The organism is Burkholderia theae (assembly GCF_048565265.1).
GTDB classification, from domain to species: Bacteria; Pseudomonadota; Gammaproteobacteria; order Burkholderiales; family Burkholderiaceae; genus Burkholderia; species Burkholderia theae.
Genome location: NZ_CP183461.1, coordinates 1,084,360 through 1,108,228 on the forward strand (window position 1 = coordinate 1,084,360; position 23,869 = coordinate 1,108,228).

Below are 23,869 nucleotides of genomic sequence, written 5' to 3' on the forward strand. Positions count from 1 at the left end.
CGGGCCGCGCGCCGGCCTGATGCGAAAACGCGCCCGAAGGCGCGTGGAGAGAATCGTCAGGCCGCTCGCTTGAATAGCCGGATCACGAACAGCAGGATCACCGCGCCGACGACCGCGACGATCACCGAGCCGATGAAGCCGCTGCCGATGCTGATGCCGAGCAAGCCGGCGAGCCAGCCGCCGATCACCGCGCCGACGATCCCGACGATGATGTCGACGATCAGCCCGAAGCCGCCGCCCTTGACGAGCAAGCCGGCAAGCCAGCCGGCGATCGCGCCGATGATGAGCCACATAATCAAGCCATGAGTCATGGTGATGTCCTCTCCTTGGGTTGAGTCGAAATGACCGGACGCCGGCTGTCGCGCCGCTAGCTGGGTGAGGGCGGCATTGCGACCCGCCGCGCCGCCCACGCAATGTAACGCGATAGACGGGTCAGAATCGTTAAGTAATGTTATGCACCCTTATCCGGATTTTCCAGGAAATTTGTCTGCCCACGGTGCGGCGCGTGCGCGGACGACGCGCGGCGAAATGAATCTGTAAGAAATGGCTGACGGTGACGTCGGTGGTTCGGGCGCCTCACCGTCCCTGCGTCGATGGCAGCATGCCCGTCTCGGGCAGTCCGTCGCTTGCGTCGGCGATCAGCCGTGCGACGGTCGTGGTATCGCCGATCGCCTCGATCGACAGCAGTGCGAAACGGGCGAGAAAGAGCGACGCATCGGCTTCGCCGACACGGGTCATCGTGCGGCACAGGTCGGTGTAGAGGGTGTCGCGTTCGGCGTCGGTCATCATGCGGTCTCCTGAAGATCGGTTGCTGCGCACGGATGGAGTGCGCGCTCGAGCGCGGCGGCCACGTCGTCGGCGCGAGCGTCGTGCCAGCGGCCGAGGACGTGCCCGTCCGGACGCACGAGATAGACGGTGCCGTCGCGCGCGCCGTACAGGTCGAACAGCCGGCCGTCGTCGTCATGGCCGCCGCAGGCCGGTTGCTGCGGCGCCGTGTGCCGTGCGAGCGTGACGAGCGCGAACGGGATCCGCGCATTCTGCAGACGCCGTTCGAGATCGGCCAGCGATGGATCGGGGGTACCGTCGGCCGTAAAGCAGAGCGCGGTGAAGCGCGCGGCGACGAGATCGGTCAGGTGGCAGTGGCGCGTGTCGCGGCCATGCGTCGCGTACAGCGTCAGCGGGCACTCCGCGAGCACCGTGCCGGGTGCCGGGCCGGCCGAGAACGTATCGCGTTCGGCCGCGTTGAGCGGCGACGTCGAATACGCGATTGCCGACGTCTGGCGCGGGTTGATCAGCGAACGCAGTGCCGGATGCCGGACCGCGAGCGTCAGCACCGCCTTGCGCATCAGCTCGAATGCAAACGACGGCGGCGCCATGAACTCGGTGCTCTTCGTGCCGTAGCGCAGGTTCTCGTGCGTCGCGAACACGCGCTCGTCCGAGTAGCTGTCGAGCAGCGCATCCGATGCGATGCCGTGGAGCACGTACGCGAGTTTCCACGCAAGGTTGTCCGCATCGTCGATGCCCGAATTCGCGCCGCGCACGCCGAAGATCGGTACGAGATGCGCGGCGTCGCCGCAGAACAGCACGCGGCCGTGCCGGTAGCGCTCGAGCGTCAGCGCGTTCGCCTTGTAGATCGTGATCCAGATCGGTGACCAGTCGCCGCGCTCGCCCATCATGTCGAGCAGGTTCTGCACGCGCGGGATCACGTTCTCCGGCTTCACGGCCGCTTCGGCATCCTCGTCGTCGCGCAGCTGGTAGTCGATCCGCCACACGTTGTCGGGCTGCTTGTGGACGAGCACGGTCGAACCCGGGTTCGACGACGGATCGAAGTACGCGAGCCGTTCGGTCGGCCGGTCGCTGTCGAGCGCGATGTCGACGATCACATAACGGCCCTCGTAGCTCGTGCCCTGGAGCGACAGGCCGAGCGCGTCGCGCACCGTGCTGCGTCCGCCGTCGCACGCGACGATCCAGTCGGCGTCGAGCGCGTAGCCGCCGAGCGGGGTGTCGACGTCCAGACGCACGCCGTTGGGCTGCCGGGTCACGCCGGTGACCTTCGTCTGCCAGCGGATCTCGATGAGTTCGGGGCGGCGCAGCGCGGCGTCGAGCAGGAATTGCTCGATGTGATACTGCGCGAGATTCACCATCGGCGGCAGCTTCTGGTTCTCGTCCTGCGGCATCGTGAAATGCAGCACTTCGTCGCGACGGTAGAAGCTGCGTCCGCCGGTCCATGGCAGCCCTACGCGCAGGAAGTCGTCGAGCGCGCCGAGCCGCTCGATGATCTCGAGGCTGCGGCGCGAGATGCAGATTGCGCGGCTGCCGTGGCAGACCGCATCGTCGGCCTCGATCAGCACGCTGCGGATGCCGTGGTTCGCGAGACCGAGCGCGACGGTGAGGCCCACGGGGCCGCCGCCGACGATCGCGACGCGATGCCGGTGCGTATCGATGCCGGCGTCGCAGGCCGGCAGGTGCGCGGGATGGCGCTCGGCGACGAACGGATAGGGCTTGAATTCGATGGCCATCGTTGGCTTCCTGGGTAGTCCGGTTCGACAGGCACGCATCGGTGGCGCGATGCGTGCAACAGGTCGATGCAGTATGGAAGCCGGCCGGCCCGCCGCTGTCCCCATTCCGGGTACAGCGGCGCGCTGGAATCATCTCGCTGCGCTTGCGGCGGGCAGATCGGGCAGGGGCAGGCTCAGGGCTGCATGCACAGCACGAACAGCTCGCGCTGGCTCGAGATGCCGAGGCGCCGGTATGCGCGCTTCTGGTAGGTGACGACGCTCGATGCCTTCACGCCGATCGTCTCGCCGATCTCGTGCGCGGTCCGGCCTTCGAGTACGCCGCGCAGCACGTCGAGTTCTCGCTTGGACAACGCGGGGCATGCAATGCGCAGTCGCGCGAGCATCCGTTGCGGGATGTCGATCTGCGCCGTGCCGGCAAGCGCGTAGTGATGCTTCGCGGCCTGCACGATCAGCGGCGCGAGCGCCTCGATCGACGCGATCTCGCGCGGCTGGAACGCGCCGCTGCGATGTGCGCGGTACAGGTTGAGCGACAGCCAGACCGCATCGCCGGGCTGCATCAGCAGCGCCAGCCGGTCGGACACATCGGGGCCGCGATAGCAGGCGGCGCGATACGCTTCGTGACCGATTTCGTCGCCGGTCTGCTGATGCAGCAGAACGTCATGACGACGTGCACCGCGATGCGCGGTCGACACGATCTGCTGGTTGCCGTCGAGCGCGTAGAAATGTCGCGCGTAGGTGTCGGCGATGTCGCGCAGATAGCGGCCGCCGCGATGATCGGCGACCGACATCGTGCGCGGGCGGTTGCCGAATTCGTACGCGAAGATCGTGCACTGCGTGATCGACAGCGCATCGTCGAACAGTTTCAGGACCTCGGCCGCGAACGCGTTCGGATCGTTGCCGCCGATCGCGGCGACGAGGCTCGTTGCGCGGGATACGTCCAGTTGCCCGGTGAGATTCGGTCGCTCGAGACGCCAGGTGCGCATGATGCGAAGGAGAGGGCGGAGTGGTCCGGCGATTGTAATCGGCGGCGCGCGGCGCGTGAGTCGGGAGATGCCCGCAAGCGGAGATGGCGCGGGAGAGGACGGGCGCGCGATTTCGGCGCCGGAAAAGAGAAAAGGTCTGACAAGCGATGCTTGTCAGACCTTTATGTCTTGGTGCCGGAGATAGGAGTCGAACCTACGACCTTCGCATTACGAATGCGCTGCTCTACCAACTGAGCTACACCGGCAGCAGAGAAATGAAATTATATGGTCAAATCCGAGATCTTGGCAATAGGTTTTGCGAACTTTTTTCAGCTTGCTGCTGCTGCTTCGCGAAACCATCGATCCGGCGGACCTTCCGCTTTCACTTCACTGCGATGCGACCGGTCAGGGCCACATCGCGAGGCGCGATTCTACTTGTGTCTCGCACCTCCGTCCAGTGCTGCAGTGCAAATTATTTCGCGTCGTCGTGATAACCGGTCACACGCTCGACTTCGTTCTTCGAACCGAGGAACACGGGCACGCGCTGGTGCAGGCCCGTCGGCTGCACTTCCATGATGCGCTGCGTGCCGGTCGTCGCGGCGCCGCCTGCCTGTTCGACGATGAACGACATCGGGTTCGCTTCGTACATCAGGCGCAGCTTGCCCGGGCGATCCGGCGTGCGCTTGTCGGCCGGGTACATGAAGATGCCGCCGCGGTTCAGGATGCGGTGCACGTCGGCGACCATCGACGCGATCCAGCGCATGTTGAAGTTGTCGCCGCGCGGGCCGTCCTTGCCGGCGTTCAGTTCGTCGACGTAGCGCTTGACCGGGTCGTACCAGTGGCGCGCGTTCGATGCGTTGATCGCGTATTCGCGCGTGTCGGCCGGGATCTGCATGTTGCTTTGCGTGAGCACCCACGAGCCGACTTCGCGGTCGAGCGTGAAGCAGTTCACGCCGTTGCCGGTCGTCAGCACGAATACCGTCTGCGGGCCGTAGACGGCGTAGCCGGCCGCGACCTGCTGCGTGCCGGGTTGCAGGAACGATTCCTCGGTGGCCTGCTTGCCGTCCGGGCAGCGCAGCACCGAGAAGATTGTGCCGATCGACACGTTCACGTCGATGTTCGACGAGCCATCGAGCGGGTCGAACACGAGCAGGTATTCGCCGCGCGGGTAGTTCGCGGGGATCGGGAAGAACGTTTCCATTTCTTCCGACGCCATTGCGGCGAGGTTGCCGCCCCATTCGTTCGCGTCGAGCAGGATCTCGTTCGACAGGATGTCGAGCTTCTTCTGCACTTCGCCCTGGACGTTCTCGGTGCCGGCAGTGCCGAGCGCTTCGCCGAGCGCGCCCTTCGACACGTTGTAGCTGATCGCCTTGCACGCGCGTGCGACGACTTCGATCAGCAGGCGCAGGTCGGCGGGGAGGTTGTTGGTCTCACGTTGCTGTTCGATCAGGAATTTCGACAGCGTGGTGCGGCGGGCAATGGACATGACAGGCTCCGAAAGGCCAAAAGAATCCTTGAATGGCCGTAATTTTACCCGCCGCGCTTTCCGTGCCGCCGGCTTTTTTCGTCCGGTTACATGGCCGGGCGGCCGAGTCGGCCCGGTTTCAGGCGTCGGCGCCAGGCGGAATGCGCATGGTCGCGGCGGCACCACGCGCGGTCAGACCCCGCGATCGGCCCCGGGTCCAGTTGCATTCGCGCAATAAAAAAGCCGGCGCCGCGACAGGCGGCGCCGGCTGTATCGCGCGTACGCGATGCGGTCGATTGCGTTATGCGAGCGCCTTCTCGACGATCTCGCGCACGTCGCGCGATTTCGCACCGGCGGCGACCTGCTCGAGCGCTTCGCGCATCCGGTCGCGCAGGGCAGGCGTGTAGCGGCGCCACAGTTCGAGCGAGCGGGCGAGGCGCGCCGCGACCTGCGGGTTGATCGCGTCGAGCGCGAGCACCTGTTCGGCCCAGAACGCGTAACCCGAGCCGTCCGCCGCGTGGAATTGCGCGGGGTTGGCCGCGCAGAAGCTGAAGATCAGCGAGCGCGCGCGGTTCGGGTTCTTCAGGTTGAACGCGGGGTGCGCGAGCAGCTTGCGAACCTTCGTGAGCGTCGGCTGCGCGGGCGTGCCGCGTTGCGCAGCCTGCATCGCGAACCACTTGTCGATCACGAGCGCTTCCTTCTCGAAGCGACGGTAGAAGTCGTCGAGCGCATGCTCGGCCGACCCGTTCCCGCCCGCGGCCGCCGCGGACAGCAGCGCGCCGAGCGCAGCCGCGCGATCGGTCATGTTGTTCGCCGCGTCGTACTGCGCGGTTGCGAGGCGCACGGCGTCGGCCGGGTCGTCGAGTTCGGCGAGATACGCGAGCGCGAGGTTCTTCAGCGCGCGGCGGCCGGAGGCCTCCGGCGTCGGCTCGTAGGCGCCGGGCGTCTGGTGCTGTTCGTAGGCGGCGAGCCAGTCGGCGCGCAGCGCGGTCGCGAGCTGGCGGCGCACGAACAGGCGTGCGCGATGCACGGCGGCCGGGTCGGCCTCGGCCATCTGGTCGGCGAGATAGGTTTCCGACGGCAGCGTCAGCGCGAGTTCGCGGAACGCCGGCGACAGCGTCGCGTCGGTCAGTACGCGGCGGAACGCGGCGACGAAGTTCGCGCCGAGCGTGAGCGGTTCGTTCGCGGCGGCGCGTGCGGCGAGCGTCAGCAGCGCGCGCGTCGCGAGGCGCTGGCCGGCCTCCCAGCGGTTGAACGGATCGCTGTCGTGCGCGAGCAGGAACGCGAGATCGTCGTCGCTGTAGTCGTACTCGACGATCACCGGCGACGAGAAGTTGCGCAGCAGCGACGGCAGCGGTTGTTCCGGCACGTCGACGAACGTGAAGGTCTGCTCGGTATCGGTGAAGTCGAGCACGCGCGTCGTGCCCGCCGCGGCGGCTTCGCCGTCGAGACGCAGCGGCAGATCGCGGCCGTCGCGGCCGATCAGGCCGATCGCGAACGGGATCAGCAGCGGTCCCTGCTGCGTTTCTCGCGCGGCCGGCGACGCGTCGCCGTAGCCCTGCGCGAGCGTGACCGTATAGCGGCGCGCGGCCGCGTCGTACGCGGTCTTCACCGTCACGCGCGGCGTGCCGGCCTGGCTGTACCAGCGCTCGAACTGCGCGAGGTCGCGGCCGTTCGCGTCGGCCATCGCGTGACGGAAGTCGTCGCAGGTCACCGCATGGCCGTCGTGGCGCTTGAAGTACAGGTCCATCCCCTTGCGGAAGCCGTCGCGGCCGAACAGCGTCTGGTACATCCGCACGACTTCCGAGCCTTTCTCGTAGACTGTCATCGTGTAGAAGTTGTTGATCTCGACGTAGCTTTCCGGGCGCACCGGGTGTGCCATCGGGCCCGCGTCCTCGGCGAACTGCAGCTGGCGCAGCACGCGCACGTCCTCGATGCGCTTGACCGCGCGGGCTGCCGATTCGACCTCGTCGCCCGCGGCCATGTCGGCCGAGAATTCCTGGTCGCGGAACACCGTCAGGCCTTCCTTCAGGCTCAACTGGAACCAGTCGCGGCAGGTCACGCGGTTGCCCGTCCAGTTGTGGAAGTACTCGTGGCCGACCACCGATTCGATGTTCGCGAAGTCGGTGTCGGTCGCGGTCTCGGGGTTCGCCAGCACGTACTTCGTGTTGAAGATGTTGAGCCCCTTGTTCTCCATCGCGCCCATGTTGAAGTCGCCGACCGCGACGATCATGAAGCGGTCGAGATCGAGCTCGAGGCCGAAGCGTTTCTCGTCCCAGCGGATCGAGTGGATCAGCGAATCCATCGCGTGACGCGTCTTGTCGAGATCGGCCGGCTCGACCCACACCTGCAGCAGCTTTTCCTTGCCCGAGCCGGTCGTGATCTTCTCCTCGATCGCGACGAGCTTGCCCGCGACGAGCGCGAACAGGTAGCTCGGCTTGCGGAACGGGTCTTCCCATTTCGCGAAGTGGCGGCCGTCGGGCAGGTCGCCCGAATCGACGAGGTTGCCGTTCGACAGCAGCACCGGGTACGCGGCCTTGTCGGCGCGCAGCGTCACCGTGTAGGACGCCATCACGTCGGGGCGGTCGAGGAAGTAGGTGATGCGGCGGAAGCCTTCGGCTTCGCACTGCGTGAAGAAGTTGCCGCTCGACACGTAGAGGCCCGACAGCGTCGTATTCTGGTCGGGCGCGCAGGCGCTTTCGAGCGTCAGTTCGAATGCTTCGGGGACGTTCTCGACGGTCAGCCCGTGCTCGTGCGCGCGCACGGCGCCATGCGGCGCGCCATCCAGCCATGCGCCGACGAATTCGAGCGCTTCGCCCAACAGCTCCAGGTGCGGCGCGGGCGCGGCGTCCGGGTTGCGGCGCACGCGCATCGTATTCCTGACGATCGTGCGGGCCGGCGCGAGATCGAATTCGAGCGCGACGGAGTCGATGAGGAAGGCCGGCGGCGTGTAGTCGGCGCGGCGGATCACGGTGGAGGAAGCGTTGTCGGACATGGTCGTCGAGATCGGTGGAGTGGGGGACGGGCCCGCGGCACGGGCCGGGCGAACCGGGCCATTGTACAAAGGCTTGCGGCTGCGTGCCGGGCGAACTTTTTACCGGTTCCGGGAGTCCGCGTATTATCGGCATCCCGTCCGGTTCGCGCGGTGCGACCAACGGGTGACGGATCGACGAGGATCAACATGAAACGCGAATGGATTTTTCGCGGTGCGGGCTGGGCGGCGGCGCTGTGCGTGGCGCTGCTGACGGGCTGCACCAGCTACGTGACGACCCAGGTCACGGCCTTCTCCGACTGGAGCGGCAGCGACGCGACACGCACCTATGCGTTCACGCGCACCGATGCGCAGAAGAACAGCATCGAGCAGTCGACCTACGAGCCGATCGTCGGGAACGAACTGTCCGCGTACGCGTTCCGGCAGGTGCCGCAGGCGCAGGCGCGGTATCTGGTCGGGCTGACCTATGCGGTCGGCAGCGATCTCGTGACGGTGCCGCAGCCGGTCTATTACGACCCGTGGTTCGCGCCCGGGCCGTACTGGGGGCGCGGGCCGTGGGGCCCGTGGGGGCCCTGGGGGCCGATGCCGGCCGGCTATGTCGCGCAGACGTACCAGGTGTTCGATTACACGCTCGGCATCCGCATCACCGAGCGCGCGACGGGCAAGGAGGTCTACAACGTGACCGCGCGCACGACCGGCGACAACGGCACGCTGCTGTACGCGATGCCGTTCCTCGCGCGCAGCGCGCTCGCCGATTTCCCGTTGTCGAACGGCGCGGTCCGCTCGGTCCGGCTGCCGGTCGACAAGCACGGCGGGCCGGCGGCGCCGGCCGCCAACGAGCGCGCGGTGCCGGCTGCGCCGGCTTCGGGCGCGGCCGTCGCGAAGTAACGCGGCGTTTGCCTCGGCGCGGCCGCCCGGCCGCGCCGGCCACCTCCGTTCGTCAGGCCCCGATGCCCAGCAGCGCCAGTGCGCCGAGCACGACGAACAGCACGGCCGCGGTCCCGTGCACGAGCTTCGTCGGCAGACGGTGCGCGAAGCGGTCGCCGAGCAGGATCGCGGGCACGTTCGCGAGCATCATCCCGAACGTCGTACCGGCCACGACCCCGATGTAGTCCTGGAAGCGCGCGGCAAGTGCGACGGTCGCGATCTGCGTCTTGTCGCCCATTTCCGCGAGGAAGAACGCCACGAGGGTCGCGCCGAACACGCCGAGCCGCGAACGGTTGGCATTCGCTTCGTCGGCATCGAGCTTGTCCGGCACGAGGATCCACAACCCCATCGCGATGAACGAGAACGCGAGCGCCCAGCGCATGATCGACGGCGTGACGAGCACGCCGAGCCATTCGCCGAGCGCGCCGGCGAAACCGTGGTTGACGAGCGTCGCGACGAGCACGCCGAGAATGATCGGCACCGGCTTGCGATAGCGCGCGGCCAGTACGAGGGAAAGCAGTTGGGTCTTGTCGCCGATTTCAGCGAGGGCGACGGCGCCGGTGGAGATCAGGAAGGCTTGGGACACGTATGGGGTTCCGCGGGCCGATGTTGTGCGTGCGAGCGACGATCCACGGCGCGCCGGGCCCTGATGCGGCGCGCTATGAACCATCGGTCTCGCCAGGCCAAGGTGGCTGCGCCCGCCATGGCCAAATGGCCAAGTCTGTTGACGGACGCCTCCGTCACGATGCGCGCCGGGGGCGCGGGACATCGAGCGGAGCGGCTACTCCCCAATGAGGGGCGAATTCTAGCACGGTGCGCGATGCGCGCGAAAGCGTGCCGGGTAGCGCCGCGCGAAGCGTCGGGGCGCGATCGGCGCGTGGCAGGCTGCGCGCATGCCCGGCATGCGCGGTGACGGATATGCCGCCGCGCCTGCCGGGACGTGCGCCCCGGCGCGCAGTGACGTGTTACGCGGCGGCGCGGCGTGCGGCGCCGCGCTTGTGGACGAGCTCGCCGGCCGCGTAGGTGCGGTACACCGCGCGGTCGTCGCCGAGCAGCGCGAACGCGAACAGCAGTTCCTCGAGCGAATCCGCGCGTTTCGTGCGGCGCGCGAGCAGCGGCGTGGCCTGCGGATCGAGCACGACGAAGTCGGCCTCGGTGCGCGGCGCGAGCGTGCCGACCGTGTCGGCGAGGTCGAGTGCCTGCGCGGCGCCGGCCGTCGCGAGCCAGAACATCCGCGTGGCGGTCAGGTGGTGGCCCGACAGCCGCGCGACCTTGTGCGCCTCGTTCATCGTCTGCAGCATCGAGAACGACGTGCCGCCGCCGACGTCGGTGGCGAGCGTGACGGGCACGTCATATTCGCCGGCCTTGTCGAAATCGAACAGCCCGCTGCCGAGGAAGAAGTTCGACGTCGGGCAGTGCGCGACGACGGTGCGCGTCTCGGCCATCCGGCGGCGGTCTTCGTTGTCGAGGTGGATGCAGTGGCCGTACACGGCGCGCGGACGCAGCAGCCCGTAGCGGTCGTAGATATCGAGATAGCTGCGATGGCCGGGGAACAGCTCGGCCACCCATTTCACCTCGTCGACGTTTTCCGCGACGTGGCTCTGCACGAACACGTCCGGATGGCGGCGCGCGAGTTCGCCGCACGCCTCGAGCTGCGCCTCGGTCGACGTCGGCGCGAAGCGCGGCGTCAACGCGTACATCTGGCGGCCCTTGCCGTGCCAGCGGTCGATCAGCTCGGCGCTGTCGTCATAACCCGATTGCGCGGTGTCGCGCAGGAATTCGGGGCAGTTGCGGTCCATCAGCACCTTGCCCGCGATCATCCGCAGGTCGCGCGCGTCGCTCGCCGCGAACAGCGCGTCGGCCGACTGCTTGTGCACTGTGCAGTAGACGAGCGCGCTCGTCGTGCCGCAGGCGAGCAGTTCGTCGACGAAGAAGTCGGCGACTTCGCGCGCATGCTCGGGATCGCCGAACTGGCGCTCGGTCGGGAACGTGTACTTGTCCAGCCACGGCAGCAGGCCCGGCGCCGGCGACGCGATCATGTCCGTCTGCGGATAGTGGATGTGCGTGTCGATGAAGCCGGGCACGATCAGCTTGTCGCGCAGGTCATGGACGATCGCGTCGCGCGCGAGCGTCGCGGCGAGCTGCGCATACGGGCCGGCCGCGACGACCTTGCCGTCGTCGACAATCAGGAGACCGTCGGTCTCGTAGTTCGCGGCCTGGCTCGATTGTGCCGGGTCGCCGTTGAAGGTCAGCAGTTGGGAACGAAAAGCGGTTTGCGTCATGACGAATGGTCCTGCATCAAGGTAAGGCGAACAGAAGAAAACGATCGACGCCGCGCGGGCGACGGCATGGATGACGCCGTCCGCGCGGGGGCGGGACGGCGCTTCGCGAGCGGCCGCGACGCACGGTGTGCGGCATGGCCGGATGCGATTGCGCGGGCGTTCGTGGCGGCCGAAGCCGCCATCGCGTGGTTGCCGGCGAACCTCGCAACAGTCGCGAGCGCGACCGGTGCGGCGGCGCACGGAGCGGCAAGCCGCGACGGCACGCGCGGGCAGGCGACGATCGCGCTGCACGCGTTCGCGCCGGGCGCACGCATGCGATCGGCCCGGCGCGTGGCCGAACCGGTGGTCGCGAAGCGGATGCCGTTGCCGTGATTCATCTGTCTAGCGCGCCTCGATGCCGGCCGTCACGCGGCCTGCCAGTACGCGTCGAGGCGCGCGTACAGTGCGTCGCGCTGCGCGGGGTCGATGAACGACGCCTCGAAGCCGTTGCGGATCACCGCATGGACTTCGGCATCCGTGAGGCGCAGCCCTTCGGCCGTCGCGAAGTAGTTTTCATTGACGTAGCCGCCGAAATACGCCGGATCGTCGGAGTTGATCGTCACCGCGACGCCGCGCTCGAGCAGCGCCTTCAGCGTGTGCTTCGCCATGTCGTCGAACACGCACAGCTTCAGGTTCGACAGCGGGCAGACGGTGAGCGCCGTGCGCGTCCTGGCGAGGCGTTCGACGAGCGCCGCGTCCTCGATGCTGCGCACGCCGTGGTCGATCCGGTCGACCTTCAGCACGTCGAGCGCTTCGTAGATGTAGGCGGGCGGGCCTTCCTCGCCCGCATGCGCGACGAGCTTCAGCCCGAGCGCGCGCGCCTTCTCGAACACGCGTGCGAACTTCGTCGGCGGATGGCCGAGCTCGGACGAGTCGAGGCCCACGCCGATCAGCCGGTGGCGATAGCGCTCGAACAGCGGCAGCGCGGATTCGAACGTCGCGAGCGCGTCCTCTTCGGACAGGTGGCGCAGGAAGCACAGAATCAGTTTGCTCGACAGCCCGCGCTGCTCCGCATCGGCGAGTGCGCGCTCGATGCCCGCAACGACCGTCTCGATCGGCACGCCGCGTTCGGTGTGCGTCTGCGGGTCGAAGAACAGTTCGGTGTGGACGACGTTGTCGGCGAGCGCGCGTTCGCAGTACGCGGCCGTCATGTCGTGGAAATCCTGCTCGGTCAGCAACACGCTCGCGCCTGCGTAATAGATGTCGAGGAACGACTGCAGGTCGGTGAACGCGTAGGCGGCGCGCAGCGCGTCGATCGAGTCGTACGCGAGCTTCACGCCGTTGCGCTGCGCGAGCGCGAAAATCAGTTCGGGCTCGAGCGAGCCTTCGATATGGATATGCAGCTCCGCTTTCGGCGCGCGGGCAATCTTGTCCTTGAATGTCGGGGTCATGGCGTCGTTCTTGGTCGGTCAGTGGGTAGGGGAAGCCTGCGCGGGTGCGTTCGCCTCGACGGCCTGCAGCAATTGTGCAGCCACCGAGATCGCGATCACTTCGGGCGCCTTGTCGATGATGCCTTCGACACCGATCGGGCAGCGCATCCGCGCGACCTGGGCCGGGTCGATGCCGATGGCCGCGAGGCGATGATCGAACTGCACGCGTTTCGCGTGCGAGCCGGTCATCCCGAAGTACGCATAGTCGCCGCGCCGCAGGATGCGCTCGGCCAGCACGAAATCGAGTGCGTGGTCGTGCGTCATCACGACGAAGTAGGACTGCGGCGGTGCCGTGTCGACGGCGTCGGCCGGGGCAGCGGCCGCGTCGATCGCGAGGTTGCCGATGCCGGCGAGCGCTTCCGCCGGCGGGAACACCGCATCGGCGCCGTCGACCCAGCGCACGTGGCACGGCAGCGTCGCCAGCACCTTCACGAGCGCGGTGCCGATGTGCCCGGCGCCGAACAGCATGACGGGGAACGCATACGGCGCGATCGTTTCGGTCATCAGCGACACGCCGCCCGTTTCCCACAGCAGGCAGTCGGCACGCGCGGCCGGCGATTCGGGCTCGCTCAGCAGCGGCGCGCCCGGCGAGGGGCCGAATGATACGCTACGCACGGTCGCGGCGCCGGCCGCGACGCGTTTCGCCAGCGACATGATCCAGCCGAGATCGCCGACGTCGAGCCGCTCGAACGCGAGCACGACCGCGCCGCCGCAGCACTGGCCGAGGCTCGGGCCGAGCGCGAGCCGCTCGAGCCTGCGCGCGTGGGGTACGTGCGCGCCATCCTTCAGCAGATGCCGCGCGATCTCGATCGCCTTCCATTCCAGATGACCGCCGCCGATCGTATGGCGCGCCGTGTCGCGCGTGACCAGCATCTTGGTGCCGGCTTCGCGCGGCGCGGAGCCGTCGGTATGCGCGACCGTCACGAGCACGGCCGCTTCGCCGTGCGCGAGCAGTTGCTGCAGATCGCCGAGCCAGGCTTCCATCAGCACGCTCCGTTCGGCAAAACGCGGCACGACACGCGACGCGGGCTGGCGAGCGCGGCGGCAACGAGGACGGACGGGAGCGGGGCAGGCCGGCCGCACGGCTGATGCGGTGCGGCGGCAGCGCACTGACGGCGCGCGCGAACGGCGCCGCCGGTCGCGCGGACGCCATGAGGGTGACGGATGCGGATGGTTTGCGTTGTCATGATGAATTCACTCGACATTGCGGATCGGGCGCGCGTTACGCAGGGGTGGTGAGACCGCCTGGCCTCGCGCACGTAGATCGCCATCCAGTCGCGAAGATAGCACCGCAATACGGCGGGAACATTGCCGGGCGGTGATCCGGGCTATCAGGAGGCGATCATGTCGATCATAGGCCCGTCGCGCGGTATCGGGGCGCCGATGCGTGCACATCGGGCCGAAACGCAGGCGTGACGGGGCGTGGGCGCGAAAGTCGCGCGACGCGCGTTCGCCCGGAGATCCCGGCGGCGGCGGAGTAGGTGTTTACGCGTGGCCGGCCAGGCGCGGCCAGCCAGGCGTGACCGGCAAAAGCGTCAGTCAGAGCCGAATGATGGCAAACCGGCGTGCGCGGCCCGGTCGATCGGGCCGCGCGCGCCTGAGGCCGCGATAGCGGCCGGCCGGTCAGGCCGCGAGCTTGCGGCGATGGCGCCAGAGGCTCGCGACGACGGCAAGCAGGATCGCGGCGAAGCCGATCAGCGCCCAGCCGGGCAGCAGGATGCCGAAGATCGGCGGGTAGACGGTTTCGCACAGCCCGGCGACCTTGAACATGCCGGGGAACCACTGTGCGGGCGGCAGGCTGTCGACGATCGGCTGCAGCGTGTCGAAGCCGCAGCTGAAGCCCGGATTCATCTGGATCGACAGGTGTCGCGCGGCCGTGCCGACGCCGCCGGCCGCGGCGACCGCGATCAGCAGCTCGAGCACCCAGATGACGCGCCAGTTGCGTATCCCGGCGGCCAGGAACGCGAAGATCCCGATCGCGGCGAAGAAATAACGCTGGATGATGCACAGCGGGCACGGATCTTCGTTCTTCACGTACTGCAGGTACAGCGCACCGGCCAGCAGGGCGATGCACACCCATCCGAGCAGCATCAGCAGGCGGCGTTCGCGGCGTAGCGCAAGCGTGTAGTCGTTCATGTCGGCGGGGTTCCTCGTGGGGTCGGTCCGGAAAACAATCGCGCGATTTTAGCGCGAACGGTCTGGCACGAAACTGACAGCGCGCGTGCGGCACCCTGCCGCACCGCGCGGACTGCCCGCCGGCGCTCGGTCTGCGCGGTCAGCGGATCGTGTTCAGCACCGCCTCGACCGCCTGGCCGATCGCGAGCAGCGCGTCGTCGCGATGCGGCGCCGCCGCGAGCATCAGGCCGACCGGCGCCGCGTCGCGCGGATGGCACGGCAGCGACAGCGCGCATGCATCGAGGAAGTTGAACGCGCTCGGGTTGCGCAGGATCAGCGCATTGGTGCGCGTGAACGCGGCGTCGTCCGCTTCGAGTTCGGCGATGCGCGGCGGCACGACCGGCACCGTCGGCGCGACGAGCGCATCGAAGCGCGACCAGACCGTGTGCGCGGCTTCGTCGAGCATCGCGGCGCGCGCGGCAAGCAGGTCGAGATAGTCGGCCGCGCTCGCGGGTTCGCCCTTCAGGATCCGCGTGAGCACGCGCGGGTCGTACTGGTCGCGATGCTGCGCGAGCAGCGGGCGATGCCACGCGTACGCCTCGATCGGCGAGAAGCCGAAGCGGTTGATGTCCGGCAGCCGGTCGAGCGCGGGGAAGCGCACTTCCGTGACGATCGCGCCGGCGGCTTCGAGATGCTTCAGCGCGGTGTCGAGCGCGGCCGCGACGTCGGCATCTACCCCGTCCGTCACGTGGTTCGTCAGCACGCCGAGCCGCACGCCTTCGAGCGGCCGTGCGGCCGGCACGTGCGGTTCGAGGCCCGCGAGCATCCGGTCGACCAGCGCGCAACAGGCGACCGTCAGGCCGATCGGGCCGAACGAGTCGAGCGTGGTCGACAGCGGCACGCCGCCTTGCGTCGGGATCCGGCTCGCGGTCGGTTTGAAGCCCGTCAGCCCGCACAGCGCGGCCGGAATGCGGATCGAGCCACCCGTGTCGGTGCCGAGCGCGACGGCGGCCATCCCGTCGGCGACCGACGCGGCCGCGCCGGACGACGAGCCGCCGGAAATCCGCGCATCGCCCGGCACGTCGCGGTGGTACGGCGAGCGCGGATTGCCATAGTGCGGATTCAGCCCGAGCCCCGAGAACGCGAACTCGCTCATGTTCGTGCGGCCGACCAGCACCGCGCCCGCGCGCTTGAGCCGCGCGACGGCGACCGCATCGGTGCGCGCGGCCGGCGCGCCGTCGAGCACGCGCGAACCCGCGCGTGTCACCTGGCCCGCGACGTCGAACAGATCCTTGACCGACACGGGAATGCCCGCGAGCGGCGACAGCACGGTGCCCGCGGCGCGCAGCCGGTCGTGCGCGTCGGCGGCCGCGCGCGCGTTGTCGGCATCGACCTGGGTGAAGACGGCGGCGCCCTGGCCGGACGGATCGGCGATCCGGTCGAGCGCGGTGTCGACGAGCGCGCGGCTCGTGGTCCGGCCGGCGGCGAGGTCGGCGGCGAGCCGGGCGAGCGGGGGGAAGGGCGTGAAAGTGGTCATGGGCGGCTCAGGGGCGAAGATGTTGAAGAAGCGTGGAGCGGAACGAATCGATATGGCCTTCGACGGCCGCGCGCGCGCCGGCGGCGTCGCGCGCGGCGAGCCGTTCGAACAGCTCGCGATGCTCGTGCTGGACGTCGGCGAGATGGCGCGGTTCGGACAGCGTGACAAACCAGAAGCGCAGCGAGCGCTCGTGCAGCGCGCGGAGGATCTCGGCAAGGACCGCATTGCGCGCGGCCGCGGCAATCGCCTGATGAAACGCGCGGTCGAGCTCCATCATGCCCTCGACGTCGTGCGTATCGACGCAGGCCTGTCCGTCGTCGAGCAGCGCGGCCATGCGTGCGAGATCGTCGGGTGTTGCATGGCGCGCGGCGAGTTCGGCGCAGTGCGCTTCGTTGATGCGCCGCACGTCGATTACCGCGACGATGTCGTCGAGCGACAGCGGCTGCACCATCAATCCCTTGCGCGGCATCACGGACAACAGTCCTTCGAGCACGAGCCGATGGACGGCCTGGTGCACCGGCGTGCGGCCGATCCCCGTGCGCGCGACGAGGTCGGCTTCGTTGAGCGCGGCGCCCGGCTTCAGGCGCATCGTGATGATGTCGCGCTGGATCAGCGCATAGGCGCGGTCGGCGAGACTCGCCGCCGGCGCGACGGGCCGGTCGCGGATGACGTCGGTCAGCGCATTCATGCGGGTTGCGGCGCGGCGGCCGGATGGGGCGCGATCATGGCGCGGGCGATCGGGAAGCGTGGACGATGCCTGGATATTATTGTGATATATCACTGGTGTCCAGTGCGGGCGACGGGACATCGGTGTGGTCCGCACGCGAACCGGGACGCTCCCCGGTGTGGTTTGCCACCGGCTTGCAACAATATCGACAGGATGTTGCAGGTTTACCGCGCGATCGTGCACTGAAGCATAATGAATCCTCGTCTATCCATACGCGTGAGCGACGTACCAGACCATCGTCATGAGCGAAAACACGCCTTCCCCGGCCGGTCTGCCCGGCAACTCTTCCGTTTCTTCCGATTCCCTCCGTTCCGATCCGGCGAAAGCGCCCGATGCGCCGGCAGCACAGGCCGCCGCGCAGAACGTGGCCGTTGACGGCGCGTCGCCGGTCACGGCTGCGTCCGAGCCGGGCGCCCCGGGTTCGACGAACGCCGCCGGCGCCGTGCCGCCGAAACCTGGCGCGCCGCCGCCCGGCTTCGGCGCGCCGCCCGATTTCGATACGCCGCGGCCGCCGCCCGCGAGCGCGCAGAATGCGCCGCCGGCGTACCTGAAGCAGAGCGACACGCCGTGGTCGGTGTTCGGCCGGATCGTGGCCGCGCGTGCGCGCCGGTGGTTCGACCGCGCGGGCCAGCGCATCACGCAGCGCACGCTGCGCATCGGCGTGTCGGCGCGGATCTTCCATCCGGAACCGGGCGCGAAGGGGCTGCGAGGCAAGACGCTGCAGTATCTCGAGGAATCGATCGCACACTGGGTGATGTCGCGTGACGTGCTCGTGTTCATGATTCCGACGGTCGGCCACCAGGGCATGATTCACCCGAGCAACATCCGCCTGCGCGACTACGCGAAGCATCTCGACGGCCTGCTGCTGCAAGGCGGCGCCGACGTGTCGCCGCAAACCTACGCGGCGTCGGACGCGCGCCCCGAATGGCCGGGCGATCGTGTGCGCGACATGTACGAACTCGAGCTGCTGCACGAGTTCGTCGAGTCCGGCAAACCGGTCCTCGGCGTGTGTCGCGGTTGCCAGCTGATCAACGTCGCGTTCGGTGGCTCGCTGTATCAGGACATCGCGACCGACGTGCCGACCGCGAACGTGCACGTGAGCGAGCATTACGACCAGCATCGTCACGCGATCCGCTTCCCCGATTCGTCGACGCTCGCGAACATGTTTCCCGGGCGCAGCGAAGCGATCGTCAACTCGATCCACCATCAGGCGATCCGTGATCTCGGCCGCGATCTGAACATCGAGGCCGTGTCGGCCGGCGACGGGATCATCGAGGGCATCCGCCATCGCCGTTCGCCGTTCGTCGTCGGTGTGCAATGGCACCCCGAGTTTCATCGGGCGGGCGGTTCGGAGCTGCTCGACTGCACGCCGCTGCTCGATGCGTTCCTGCGCGCGGCACGCGAAACCCGCCTGTAAAAAGCCGGATTTTTTACATCGCACGACGGCCGGCCGCATCCCGATAAATTCGAGATGCGGCCTTTTGGTTTTGAACGATAATCGCGAGTTCCGATTCGTTCGCCGGAGTCTGACGTTGGCTTTCCGAAACTTTTCCCCTGCACGATGCGCAACGTGGATCGTTGCATTGGCCGCCTGCACGCAAGCAGGTGCGGTCTGGTCCGCCGACGCGACCGCGCCGGTCGCCGGTACGCGTCCGGCGGTCACGAGCCTGAGCGGCGATGCGTCGCGAGCGGCGTCCGCAGCGGCCCCGGACGCCACCGTGCAAGGCAATGTCGCCGAGCTGACGCAGATGCTGCACGACGGCCGGATCGTCGAGATGCGCACGACGTACAACGGCAGCTACGGCGCGAGCCTGATGTTCGATCCGCGCGAGATGACGTACTACGTCGCGCTGTTCCAGGACAAGAATCTGTGGCGCGTGATCCGGTCGCAGGAGAAGAACCGCGCGGAGATGGTGTACGCGAACTTCGTCCAGCAAACCGTGCAGCTCGCCGATATCGAAATCCGCCGTACCGAGCTGCAGGCGCAGAAGGCGTTTCTCGAACGCGTGATCGCGCTGCAGGCGAATCGTGCGCAACAGTTGCAGGCCGACCTGAGCGTCGCGCGCAGCCAGCAGGCCGAAGTCGCGCAGCGGCAACGGTCGGCCCAGGAGCAGACGCAGGCGCTGCAGGTCGAGAAGCGGGCCGCGCAGCTGCAGTTGCGCGATCTGCAGGAGCAGGTGCGGCAACTCGAGAAGCAGACCGAGACGGGGCTGCCCGCGCACAAGTAACGATTCGTCAGACGGACGCACAGACGAACGAAACCCGGCGAAGCGATCTTCGCCGGGTTTTTTATTGGACGGCCGTCAGCGCGCGAACGCGTCCGGCGTTTCGGTCACACGGCGGTGGGACAGTTGCGACGTCCAGTCGAAACCCGCGGCGGGCGCGTGCGTCGCGCGGGCAGGCTGGGTGGCGCCCAGCGCGCTTGCCATTGCGATCAGCGTGAGCGGATCGTCGAGCGTGTCTGTTGTGTGTGGCGGCGGGGCGAGCCGATCGTGTGTGCGGGTGTGGGCGGCAGTGCTCTGGATCGGCGGACGTGCGGCCAGGTGCGACACGGTCGCGGTCCGGGCCGGTGCTGCCGTCGGGCGCTCGCCGTTTGTCCGATGCGGCAACGCAGCCGCGGTGCGCTGCGCGTCGGACGTTGGCTTTGGATAAAGCGCCGGCGGACGAGGCGCGACACGGTGCGTGGCCGACGGTGCTTCGGCCATTTTCGCGACCGGGGGCGCCACCGTGCGCTGCGGCGTTGCATTCGTCGACGTACCCGGATGAACCGCGGCGACCCGCACGGTGCCGGTCGATGACGTGGCGTGATCCGGCGCAACGGTGGCCGTATGAATCGCGTTCGCAGGCCCGAAACCCGTGGGCGATTCATACGCGGCAATCAGCCAGCCGATGATGCCGAGCGCGCCGATACTCCAGCAGATTGCGTACATCGCACGCCGGTCGCGAGCGCCGTCGGCGTTCCGTCGGGAGCGCAGGCCGGCCGACGCGGTTTCCCGCGTAACCGTCGACCCGGCCGAAATCGGCGCGGCCGCCGCCGGCAGCGGATGCCAGCGGCATGCGCGGTGCGGCCTGTCGACGTCGATGCAGGACGTCGTCAGTGTCGCGAGGCAGCGCTTGTCGGGCCGCGCACCGGGCGCGCCGCGAAAGGTCCATTCGCGACCGAACGACGGTACGCGATCGAGCGGGGCGGCGCGAGGGCGGGCGAGCGCGCCTTCGACGGGGACGAGGGGCGATGGGGTCATGAGGGCGGTATGTCGTGCGACACGGGTGACCGTGCCGGGGCGGCGCGGCAATGTCGTCGCAAATCGTGACATTGTGGTCAGCCGGCGCGGGTCGGTCGATCAGATCAATCTGATTTTTGCTTGCGTTTTCGGCCGACTCGTACGAGTCGAATGTCGCGACGGCAACTGCAGGGGCGGCACAAGGCAAATGTCGGCTTCGCGTGGCATCATTCGCGAACCATGTCGGTGCGCGCGTCGTTGCGCGGCGTGCCGCCGGCGGGCAGCGATGCCCTTGCGCACCGGTCAGGCCCGGCGCGCAAGGGCATCGTCGGATCCATGCGGCGCGGATTCGCGCCATCCGAGCTGAGCGAGAAAAACATGTCCACAGCGTCACACGCCATCGCGCAGGAATCGAAATTCCGCACCGTGTTCCGGGTCGTCAGCGGCAACTTCCTGGAAATGTACGACTTCATGGTCTACGGGTATTACGCGTCGGCCATCGCGAAAACCTACTTTCCGAGCGGCAACGCATTCGCGTCGCTGATGCTGTCGCTGTCGGTGTTCGGCGCGGGCTTCCTGATGCGACCGGTCGGCGCGATCGTGCTCGGCGCGTACATCGACCATCACGGCCGCCGCAAGGGGCTGATCCTGACGCTCGGGCTGATGGCGCTCGGTACGCTCACGGTGGCCGCGGTGCCCGGTTACGCGACGATCGGCGTGCTCGCACCGGCGCTCGTGCTGCTCGGCCGGCTGCTGCAGGGTTTTTCGGCGGGCGTCGAACTCGGCGGCGTGTCGGTCTACCTGTCGGAGATCGCGACGAAGGGCCACAAGGGGTTCTATACCTCGTGGCAGTCGGGCAGCCAGCAGGTGGCCGTCGTGTTCGCCGCGTTCGTCGGCGTGCTGCTGAACCGCGCGCTGCCGGCCGAGGAGATGACCGCGTGGGGCTGGCGCATTCCGTTCCTGATCGGCTGTCTAATCGTGCCGTTCCTGTTCCTGATCCGTCGTTCGCTGAAAGAGACCGACGAGTTCCTCGCGAAGCGTCATCGTCCGACGATGGGCGAGATCATGCGCTCGATGCTCGACAACTGGGGCATCGTGGTCGCCGGCATGGGGATGGTGATCATGACGACGGTGTCGTTCTACCTGATCACCGCCTATACGCCGACCTTCGGCAAGGAAGTGCTGCACCTGTCGTCGCTTGACGCGCTCGTCGTGACCGTCTGCGTGGGGATTTCCAACCTCGTGTGGCTGCCGCTGTCCGGCGCGTTGTCCGACCGCATCGGCCGCCGCCCGGTATTGATCACATTCACGGTGCTCACGCTCCTGACGGCTTACCCGGTCGTGCTGTGGCTCGTCGGCGATCCGTCGTTCCTGCGGCTGCTCGCGGTCGAGCTGTGGCTGTCGTTCCTGTACGGGTCGTACAACGGCGCGATGGTCGTGGCGCTGACCGAGGTGATGCCGTCCGACGTGCGCACGGCAGGCTTCTCGCTCGCGTACAGCCTGGCAACGACGATCGGCGGCTTCACGCCGGCGATCTCGACGCTGCTGATTCACGAGACGGGCAACAAGGCCGCGCCGGGGCTGTGGCTGAGCGTCGCCGCGATTTGCGGGCTGATCGCGACGCTCGTGCTGTATCGCACGCCCGAGGCGCGCAATCAGTACAAGGCGGCCTGACAAGTATCCGCACATCGCGCGGCGTCGGCCGCATGCATCACATAAAAAAGGGAGCGCGCCGCGCTCCCTTTTTTCGTCTGCGTTCAGGCTTCGCGCAGTGCGCCGGCGACCGCGGCCGCCACGTCGAGCCATTGTCCCGGCGCGGGCTGGCGGGCGATTTTCGCGTGCGGATACCACGGGCAGTCGTCGCCGGTGAACCAGCGCCAGTCGGGCGCGAATGGCAGCATGACCCACAGCGGCTTGCCGAGCGCGCCTGCAAGGTGCGCGACCGCCGTATCGATCGTGACGACGCCGTCGAGCCGCTCGATCAGCGCGGCCGTGTCGGCAAAGTCGTTCAGCCGTCCGTCGAGGCGATGCACGCGCGGATGCGCGTCGATGCGCGCGCGTTCGTCGTCGTCGAGCGCGGGCTGCAGCACGATCCAGTCGATGTCCGGCAGCGCGAGCAGCGGCGCGAGCGCGTCGAACGGCATCGAGCGGTTTTCCTGCGCCTGCCGGCGCCCCGACCACGCGAGGCCGAACTTGCGCTTCGATTGCCCGCCGAGCGAGCCGCGAAAGCGCCGGCGGGCGCCTTCGGGGGCGTCGAGGTAGCGCGAGCCGCCGACGATGTCGTCCGGTTGAAGCCCGAGCAGGAACGGCAGGCTCATCAGCGTGCAGGCGACATCCGCGTCAGGCGGCTTCGCGGCACCCTGTGCGACGAGCGTCACGCGCCAGCGCGACGCGACCGGCGCCAGCAGCGGGACGAGTTCCGGCTGGACTTCGAGCACGACGCGCGCGCAGCGTGCGCGGGCAAGCGGCACGAAGCGGACGAACTGCAGCGTGTCGCCGAAGCCTTGTTCCGCGCGGATCAGCAGCGTGCGCGACGCGATCGGCTCGCCTTGCCAGCGCGGCAGCGTGCCGAGCGGCGTCGCGCCCGGCGTCTCGTGGCGCGCCTCGTACGCGGGCAGGCCGCGCGTGAAGTCGCCGAGCGTCAGCAGCGTGACCGCGCGGTGCAGCCGTGCGAGCGTGAGATCGGGCGCGACGCGCAATGCCTGGTCGAATGCGCGCAGCGCCATCTCGTGCGCGCAGAGCGCGTGATGTGCATTGCCGAGGTTGAGCCAGGCCAGGCTGAACGACGGATCGAGGCCGACGGCGCGCTCGTAGTAGGGCAGCGCGTCGCGGTGGCGCGCCTGCGCGCACAGTGCGTTCGCGAGCCCGAACAGCGCGAGCGGAAACGGCGGATGCAGCGCGAGCGCGGCTTCGAACGCGGCGGCCGCTTCGACGTGCCGGCCGACCGCATCGAACGTGTTGCCGAGATTGAAATGCGCGGCGACGAAGCGCGGCTGCGCGGCGATCGCGGCCTGGAAGTGCGCGATCGCGTCGTCGGCGCGGCCCATCGCGCTCAACGCCATTGCGAGGTTGTTGTGCGCGCCTGCATGCCCGGGCCGCAGTTCGAGCGCGCGACGAAAAGCGGCGAGCGCGTCGTCGTGGCGGCCGAGCGCATTCAGCGCGTTGCCGAGATTGTTGTGGATCGATGCGTCATCGGGCGTGAGCCTGAGTGCGCGGCCGAATGCATCGATCGCATCGTCGTGGCGCTGCAGCGCCGCATACGCGTTGCCGAGGTTGTAGTGCGCGAGCGGAAATTCGGGCGCGAGCGTGAGCGCGTTGCGAAAGCGATCGATCGCTTCGTCGAGCCGGCCGAGTGCCTTCAGCGCGTTGCCGAGATTGAGCTGCAGTGCGGCATCGCCCGGACGCAGCGCGACGGCGCGGCCGACGAGATCGGCCGCCTCGGCGTGCTGGCCCTGCTGGTGCCGAAGCACGCCGAACAGGTGCAGCGCGTCGGCGTCGGCGGGGTTGACGTCGAGCGCGGCGCGATAGCCGTGCTCGGCGTCGACAAGCCGGCCCGCGCGGTGTGCGGCGTATGCTCGGTCGAATGCGGATTCCATGACGCGAAAGCTGGCGGAAAACGCGTATTTTCCCACACAGCGCACCGGTGCCGCGTA

The 23,869-nt window shown here is 68.3% G+C and carries 21 protein-coding genes, 1 tRNA gene and 1 riboswitch; of the genes, 5 read left to right on the forward strand and 17 right to left on the reverse strand.

Annotated elements, in window-relative coordinates:
• Positions 1-56: 56 nt before the first annotated feature.
• From ACN22W_RS05090 to pepN, 7 genes are all read right to left on the reverse strand, one after another.
• A complete protein-coding gene (locus tag ACN22W_RS05090) occupies positions 57-311 on the reverse strand; it encodes a GlsB/YeaQ/YmgE family stress response membrane protein (RefSeq protein WP_027788093.1) in 255 nt (84 codons plus the stop codon).
• A gap of 265 nt (positions 312-576) precedes the next feature.
• The gene (locus ACN22W_RS05095; RefSeq protein ID WP_419686579.1) at positions 577-789 is read right to left on the reverse strand and encodes a hypothetical protein; all 213 of its coding nucleotides are present in this window, start codon (positions 787-789) and stop codon (positions 577-579) included.
• Entirely contained in the window at positions 786-2,519 is a 1,734-nt protein-coding gene (locus tag ACN22W_RS05100) for an FAD-dependent oxidoreductase (protein ID WP_419686580.1), read from the reverse strand. The genes ACN22W_RS05095 and ACN22W_RS05100 overlap by 4 nt, the downstream gene beginning before the upstream one ends.
• A 173-nt stretch (positions 2,520-2,692) precedes the next feature.
• On the reverse strand, positions 2,693-3,502 hold the full coding sequence (locus ACN22W_RS05105; protein ID WP_419686581.1) for a helix-turn-helix transcriptional regulator: 810 nt from the start codon (positions 3,500-3,502) through the stop codon (positions 2,693-2,695).
• 169 nt (positions 3,503-3,671) lie between these two features.
• Positions 3,672-3,747 (reverse strand) — tRNA-Thr (locus ACN22W_RS05110).
• Between the two features lie 206 nt (positions 3,748-3,953).
• The gene (locus tag ACN22W_RS05115; RefSeq protein WP_419686582.1) at positions 3,954-4,967 is read right to left on the reverse strand and encodes a class 1 fructose-bisphosphatase; all 1,014 of its coding nucleotides are present in this window, start codon (positions 4,965-4,967) and stop codon (positions 3,954-3,956) included.
• A 280-nt stretch (positions 4,968-5,247) separates the two neighbouring features.
• Positions 5,248-7,941, reverse strand: coding sequence for an aminopeptidase N (gene pepN, locus ACN22W_RS05120; RefSeq protein ID WP_419686583.1), 2,694 nt, complete (start codon positions 7,939-7,941; stop codon positions 5,248-5,250).
• A gap of 186 nt (positions 7,942-8,127) precedes the next feature.
• Here pepN and ACN22W_RS05125 point away from each other — a divergent pair, with 186 nt between their 5' ends.
• A complete protein-coding gene (locus ACN22W_RS05125) occupies positions 8,128-8,826 on the forward strand; it encodes a DUF4136 domain-containing protein (protein ID WP_419686584.1) in 699 nt (232 codons plus the stop codon).
• A 52-nt stretch (positions 8,827-8,878) separates the two neighbouring features.
• Here the strand turns inward: ACN22W_RS05125 and ACN22W_RS05130 are convergent, their stop codons facing one another.
• On the reverse strand, positions 8,879-9,451 hold the full coding sequence (locus ACN22W_RS05130; protein WP_419686585.1) for a TMEM165/GDT1 family protein: 573 nt from the start codon (positions 9,449-9,451) through the stop codon (positions 8,879-8,881).
• A 78-nt stretch (positions 9,452-9,529) separates the two neighbouring features.
• Positions 9,530-9,667: riboswitch (yybP-ykoY riboswitch) on the reverse strand.
• Positions 9,668-9,830: 163 nt separating this feature from the next.
• Positions 9,831-11,147, reverse strand: a complete 1,317-nt coding sequence (guaD, locus tag ACN22W_RS05135; protein WP_419686587.1) for a guanine deaminase — start codon at positions 11,145-11,147, stop codon at positions 9,831-9,833.
• A 66-nt stretch (positions 11,148-11,213) separates the two neighbouring features.
• Between guaD and ACN22W_RS05140 the strand changes: the two genes are divergently transcribed.
• Positions 11,214-11,519, forward strand: coding sequence for a hypothetical protein (locus ACN22W_RS05140; RefSeq protein WP_419686588.1), 306 nt, complete (start codon positions 11,214-11,216; stop codon positions 11,517-11,519).
• Positions 11,520-11,551: 32 nt separating this feature from the next.
• On the opposite strand, the gene ACN22W_RS05145 is transcribed toward ACN22W_RS05140, so the two are convergent.
• From ACN22W_RS05145 to ACN22W_RS05165, 5 genes are all read right to left on the reverse strand, one after another.
• Positions 11,552-12,577, reverse strand: a complete 1,026-nt coding sequence (locus ACN22W_RS05145; protein ID WP_129513989.1) for an adenosine deaminase — start codon at positions 12,575-12,577, stop codon at positions 11,552-11,554.
• 18 nt (positions 12,578-12,595) lie between these two features.
• Positions 12,596-13,600, reverse strand: coding sequence for a xanthine dehydrogenase accessory protein XdhC (gene xdhC / locus ACN22W_RS05150; RefSeq protein WP_419686590.1), 1,005 nt, complete (start codon positions 13,598-13,600; stop codon positions 12,596-12,598).
• A 639-nt stretch (positions 13,601-14,239) separates the two neighbouring features.
• Positions 14,240-14,752, reverse strand: coding sequence for a disulfide bond formation protein B (locus ACN22W_RS05155; RefSeq protein ID WP_048249655.1), 513 nt, complete (start codon positions 14,750-14,752; stop codon positions 14,240-14,242).
• Between the two features lie 139 nt (positions 14,753-14,891).
• Positions 14,892-16,268: an amidase gene (locus ACN22W_RS05160; RefSeq protein ID WP_193097864.1), complete on the reverse strand. Its 1,377-nt coding sequence runs from the start codon at positions 16,266-16,268 to the stop codon at positions 14,892-14,894.
• Between the two features lie 7 nt (positions 16,269-16,275).
• On the reverse strand, positions 16,276-16,956 hold the full coding sequence (locus tag ACN22W_RS05165; RefSeq protein WP_419686591.1) for a GntR family transcriptional regulator: 681 nt from the start codon (positions 16,954-16,956) through the stop codon (positions 16,276-16,278).
• A 280-nt stretch (positions 16,957-17,236) separates the two neighbouring features.
• Between ACN22W_RS05165 and ACN22W_RS05170 the strand changes: the two genes are divergently transcribed.
• Together ACN22W_RS05170 and ACN22W_RS05175 are read left to right on the forward strand one after the other, a co-directional pair.
• Positions 17,237-18,412, forward strand: a complete 1,176-nt coding sequence (locus ACN22W_RS05170; RefSeq protein WP_048249651.1) for a gamma-glutamyl-gamma-aminobutyrate hydrolase family protein — start codon at positions 17,237-17,239, stop codon at positions 18,410-18,412.
• Positions 18,413-18,527: 115 nt separating this feature from the next.
• Positions 18,528-19,223 (forward strand): DUF2968 domain-containing protein, encoded by a 696-nt coding sequence (locus tag ACN22W_RS05175; protein WP_419686593.1) that lies wholly within the window; start codon positions 18,528-18,530, stop codon positions 19,221-19,223.
• A gap of 75 nt (positions 19,224-19,298) precedes the next feature.
• On the opposite strand, the gene ACN22W_RS05180 is transcribed toward ACN22W_RS05175, so the two are convergent.
• Together ACN22W_RS05180 and ACN22W_RS05185 are read right to left on the reverse strand one after the other, a co-directional pair.
• Entirely contained in the window at positions 19,299-20,237 is a 939-nt protein-coding gene (locus tag ACN22W_RS05180; protein ID WP_419686595.1) for a hypothetical protein, read from the reverse strand.
• A 206-nt stretch (positions 20,238-20,443) separates the two neighbouring features.
• Positions 20,444-20,596, reverse strand: a complete 153-nt coding sequence (locus ACN22W_RS05185) for a hypothetical protein (protein ID WP_419686596.1) — start codon at positions 20,594-20,596, stop codon at positions 20,444-20,446.
• Between ACN22W_RS05185 and ACN22W_RS05190 the strand changes: the two genes are divergently transcribed.
• Positions 20,595-21,890, forward strand: a complete 1,296-nt coding sequence (locus ACN22W_RS05190; RefSeq protein WP_048249731.1) for an MFS transporter — start codon at positions 20,595-20,597, stop codon at positions 21,888-21,890. The two genes, ACN22W_RS05185 and ACN22W_RS05190, sit on opposite strands and share 2 nt — an antisense overlap.
• 83 nt (positions 21,891-21,973) lie before the next feature.
• On the opposite strand, the gene ACN22W_RS05195 is transcribed toward ACN22W_RS05190, so the two are convergent.
• A complete protein-coding gene (locus ACN22W_RS05195; protein ID WP_419686598.1) occupies positions 21,974-23,812 on the reverse strand; it encodes a tetratricopeptide repeat protein in 1,839 nt (612 codons plus the stop codon).
• Between the last annotated feature and the right edge of the window lie 57 nt (positions 23,813-23,869).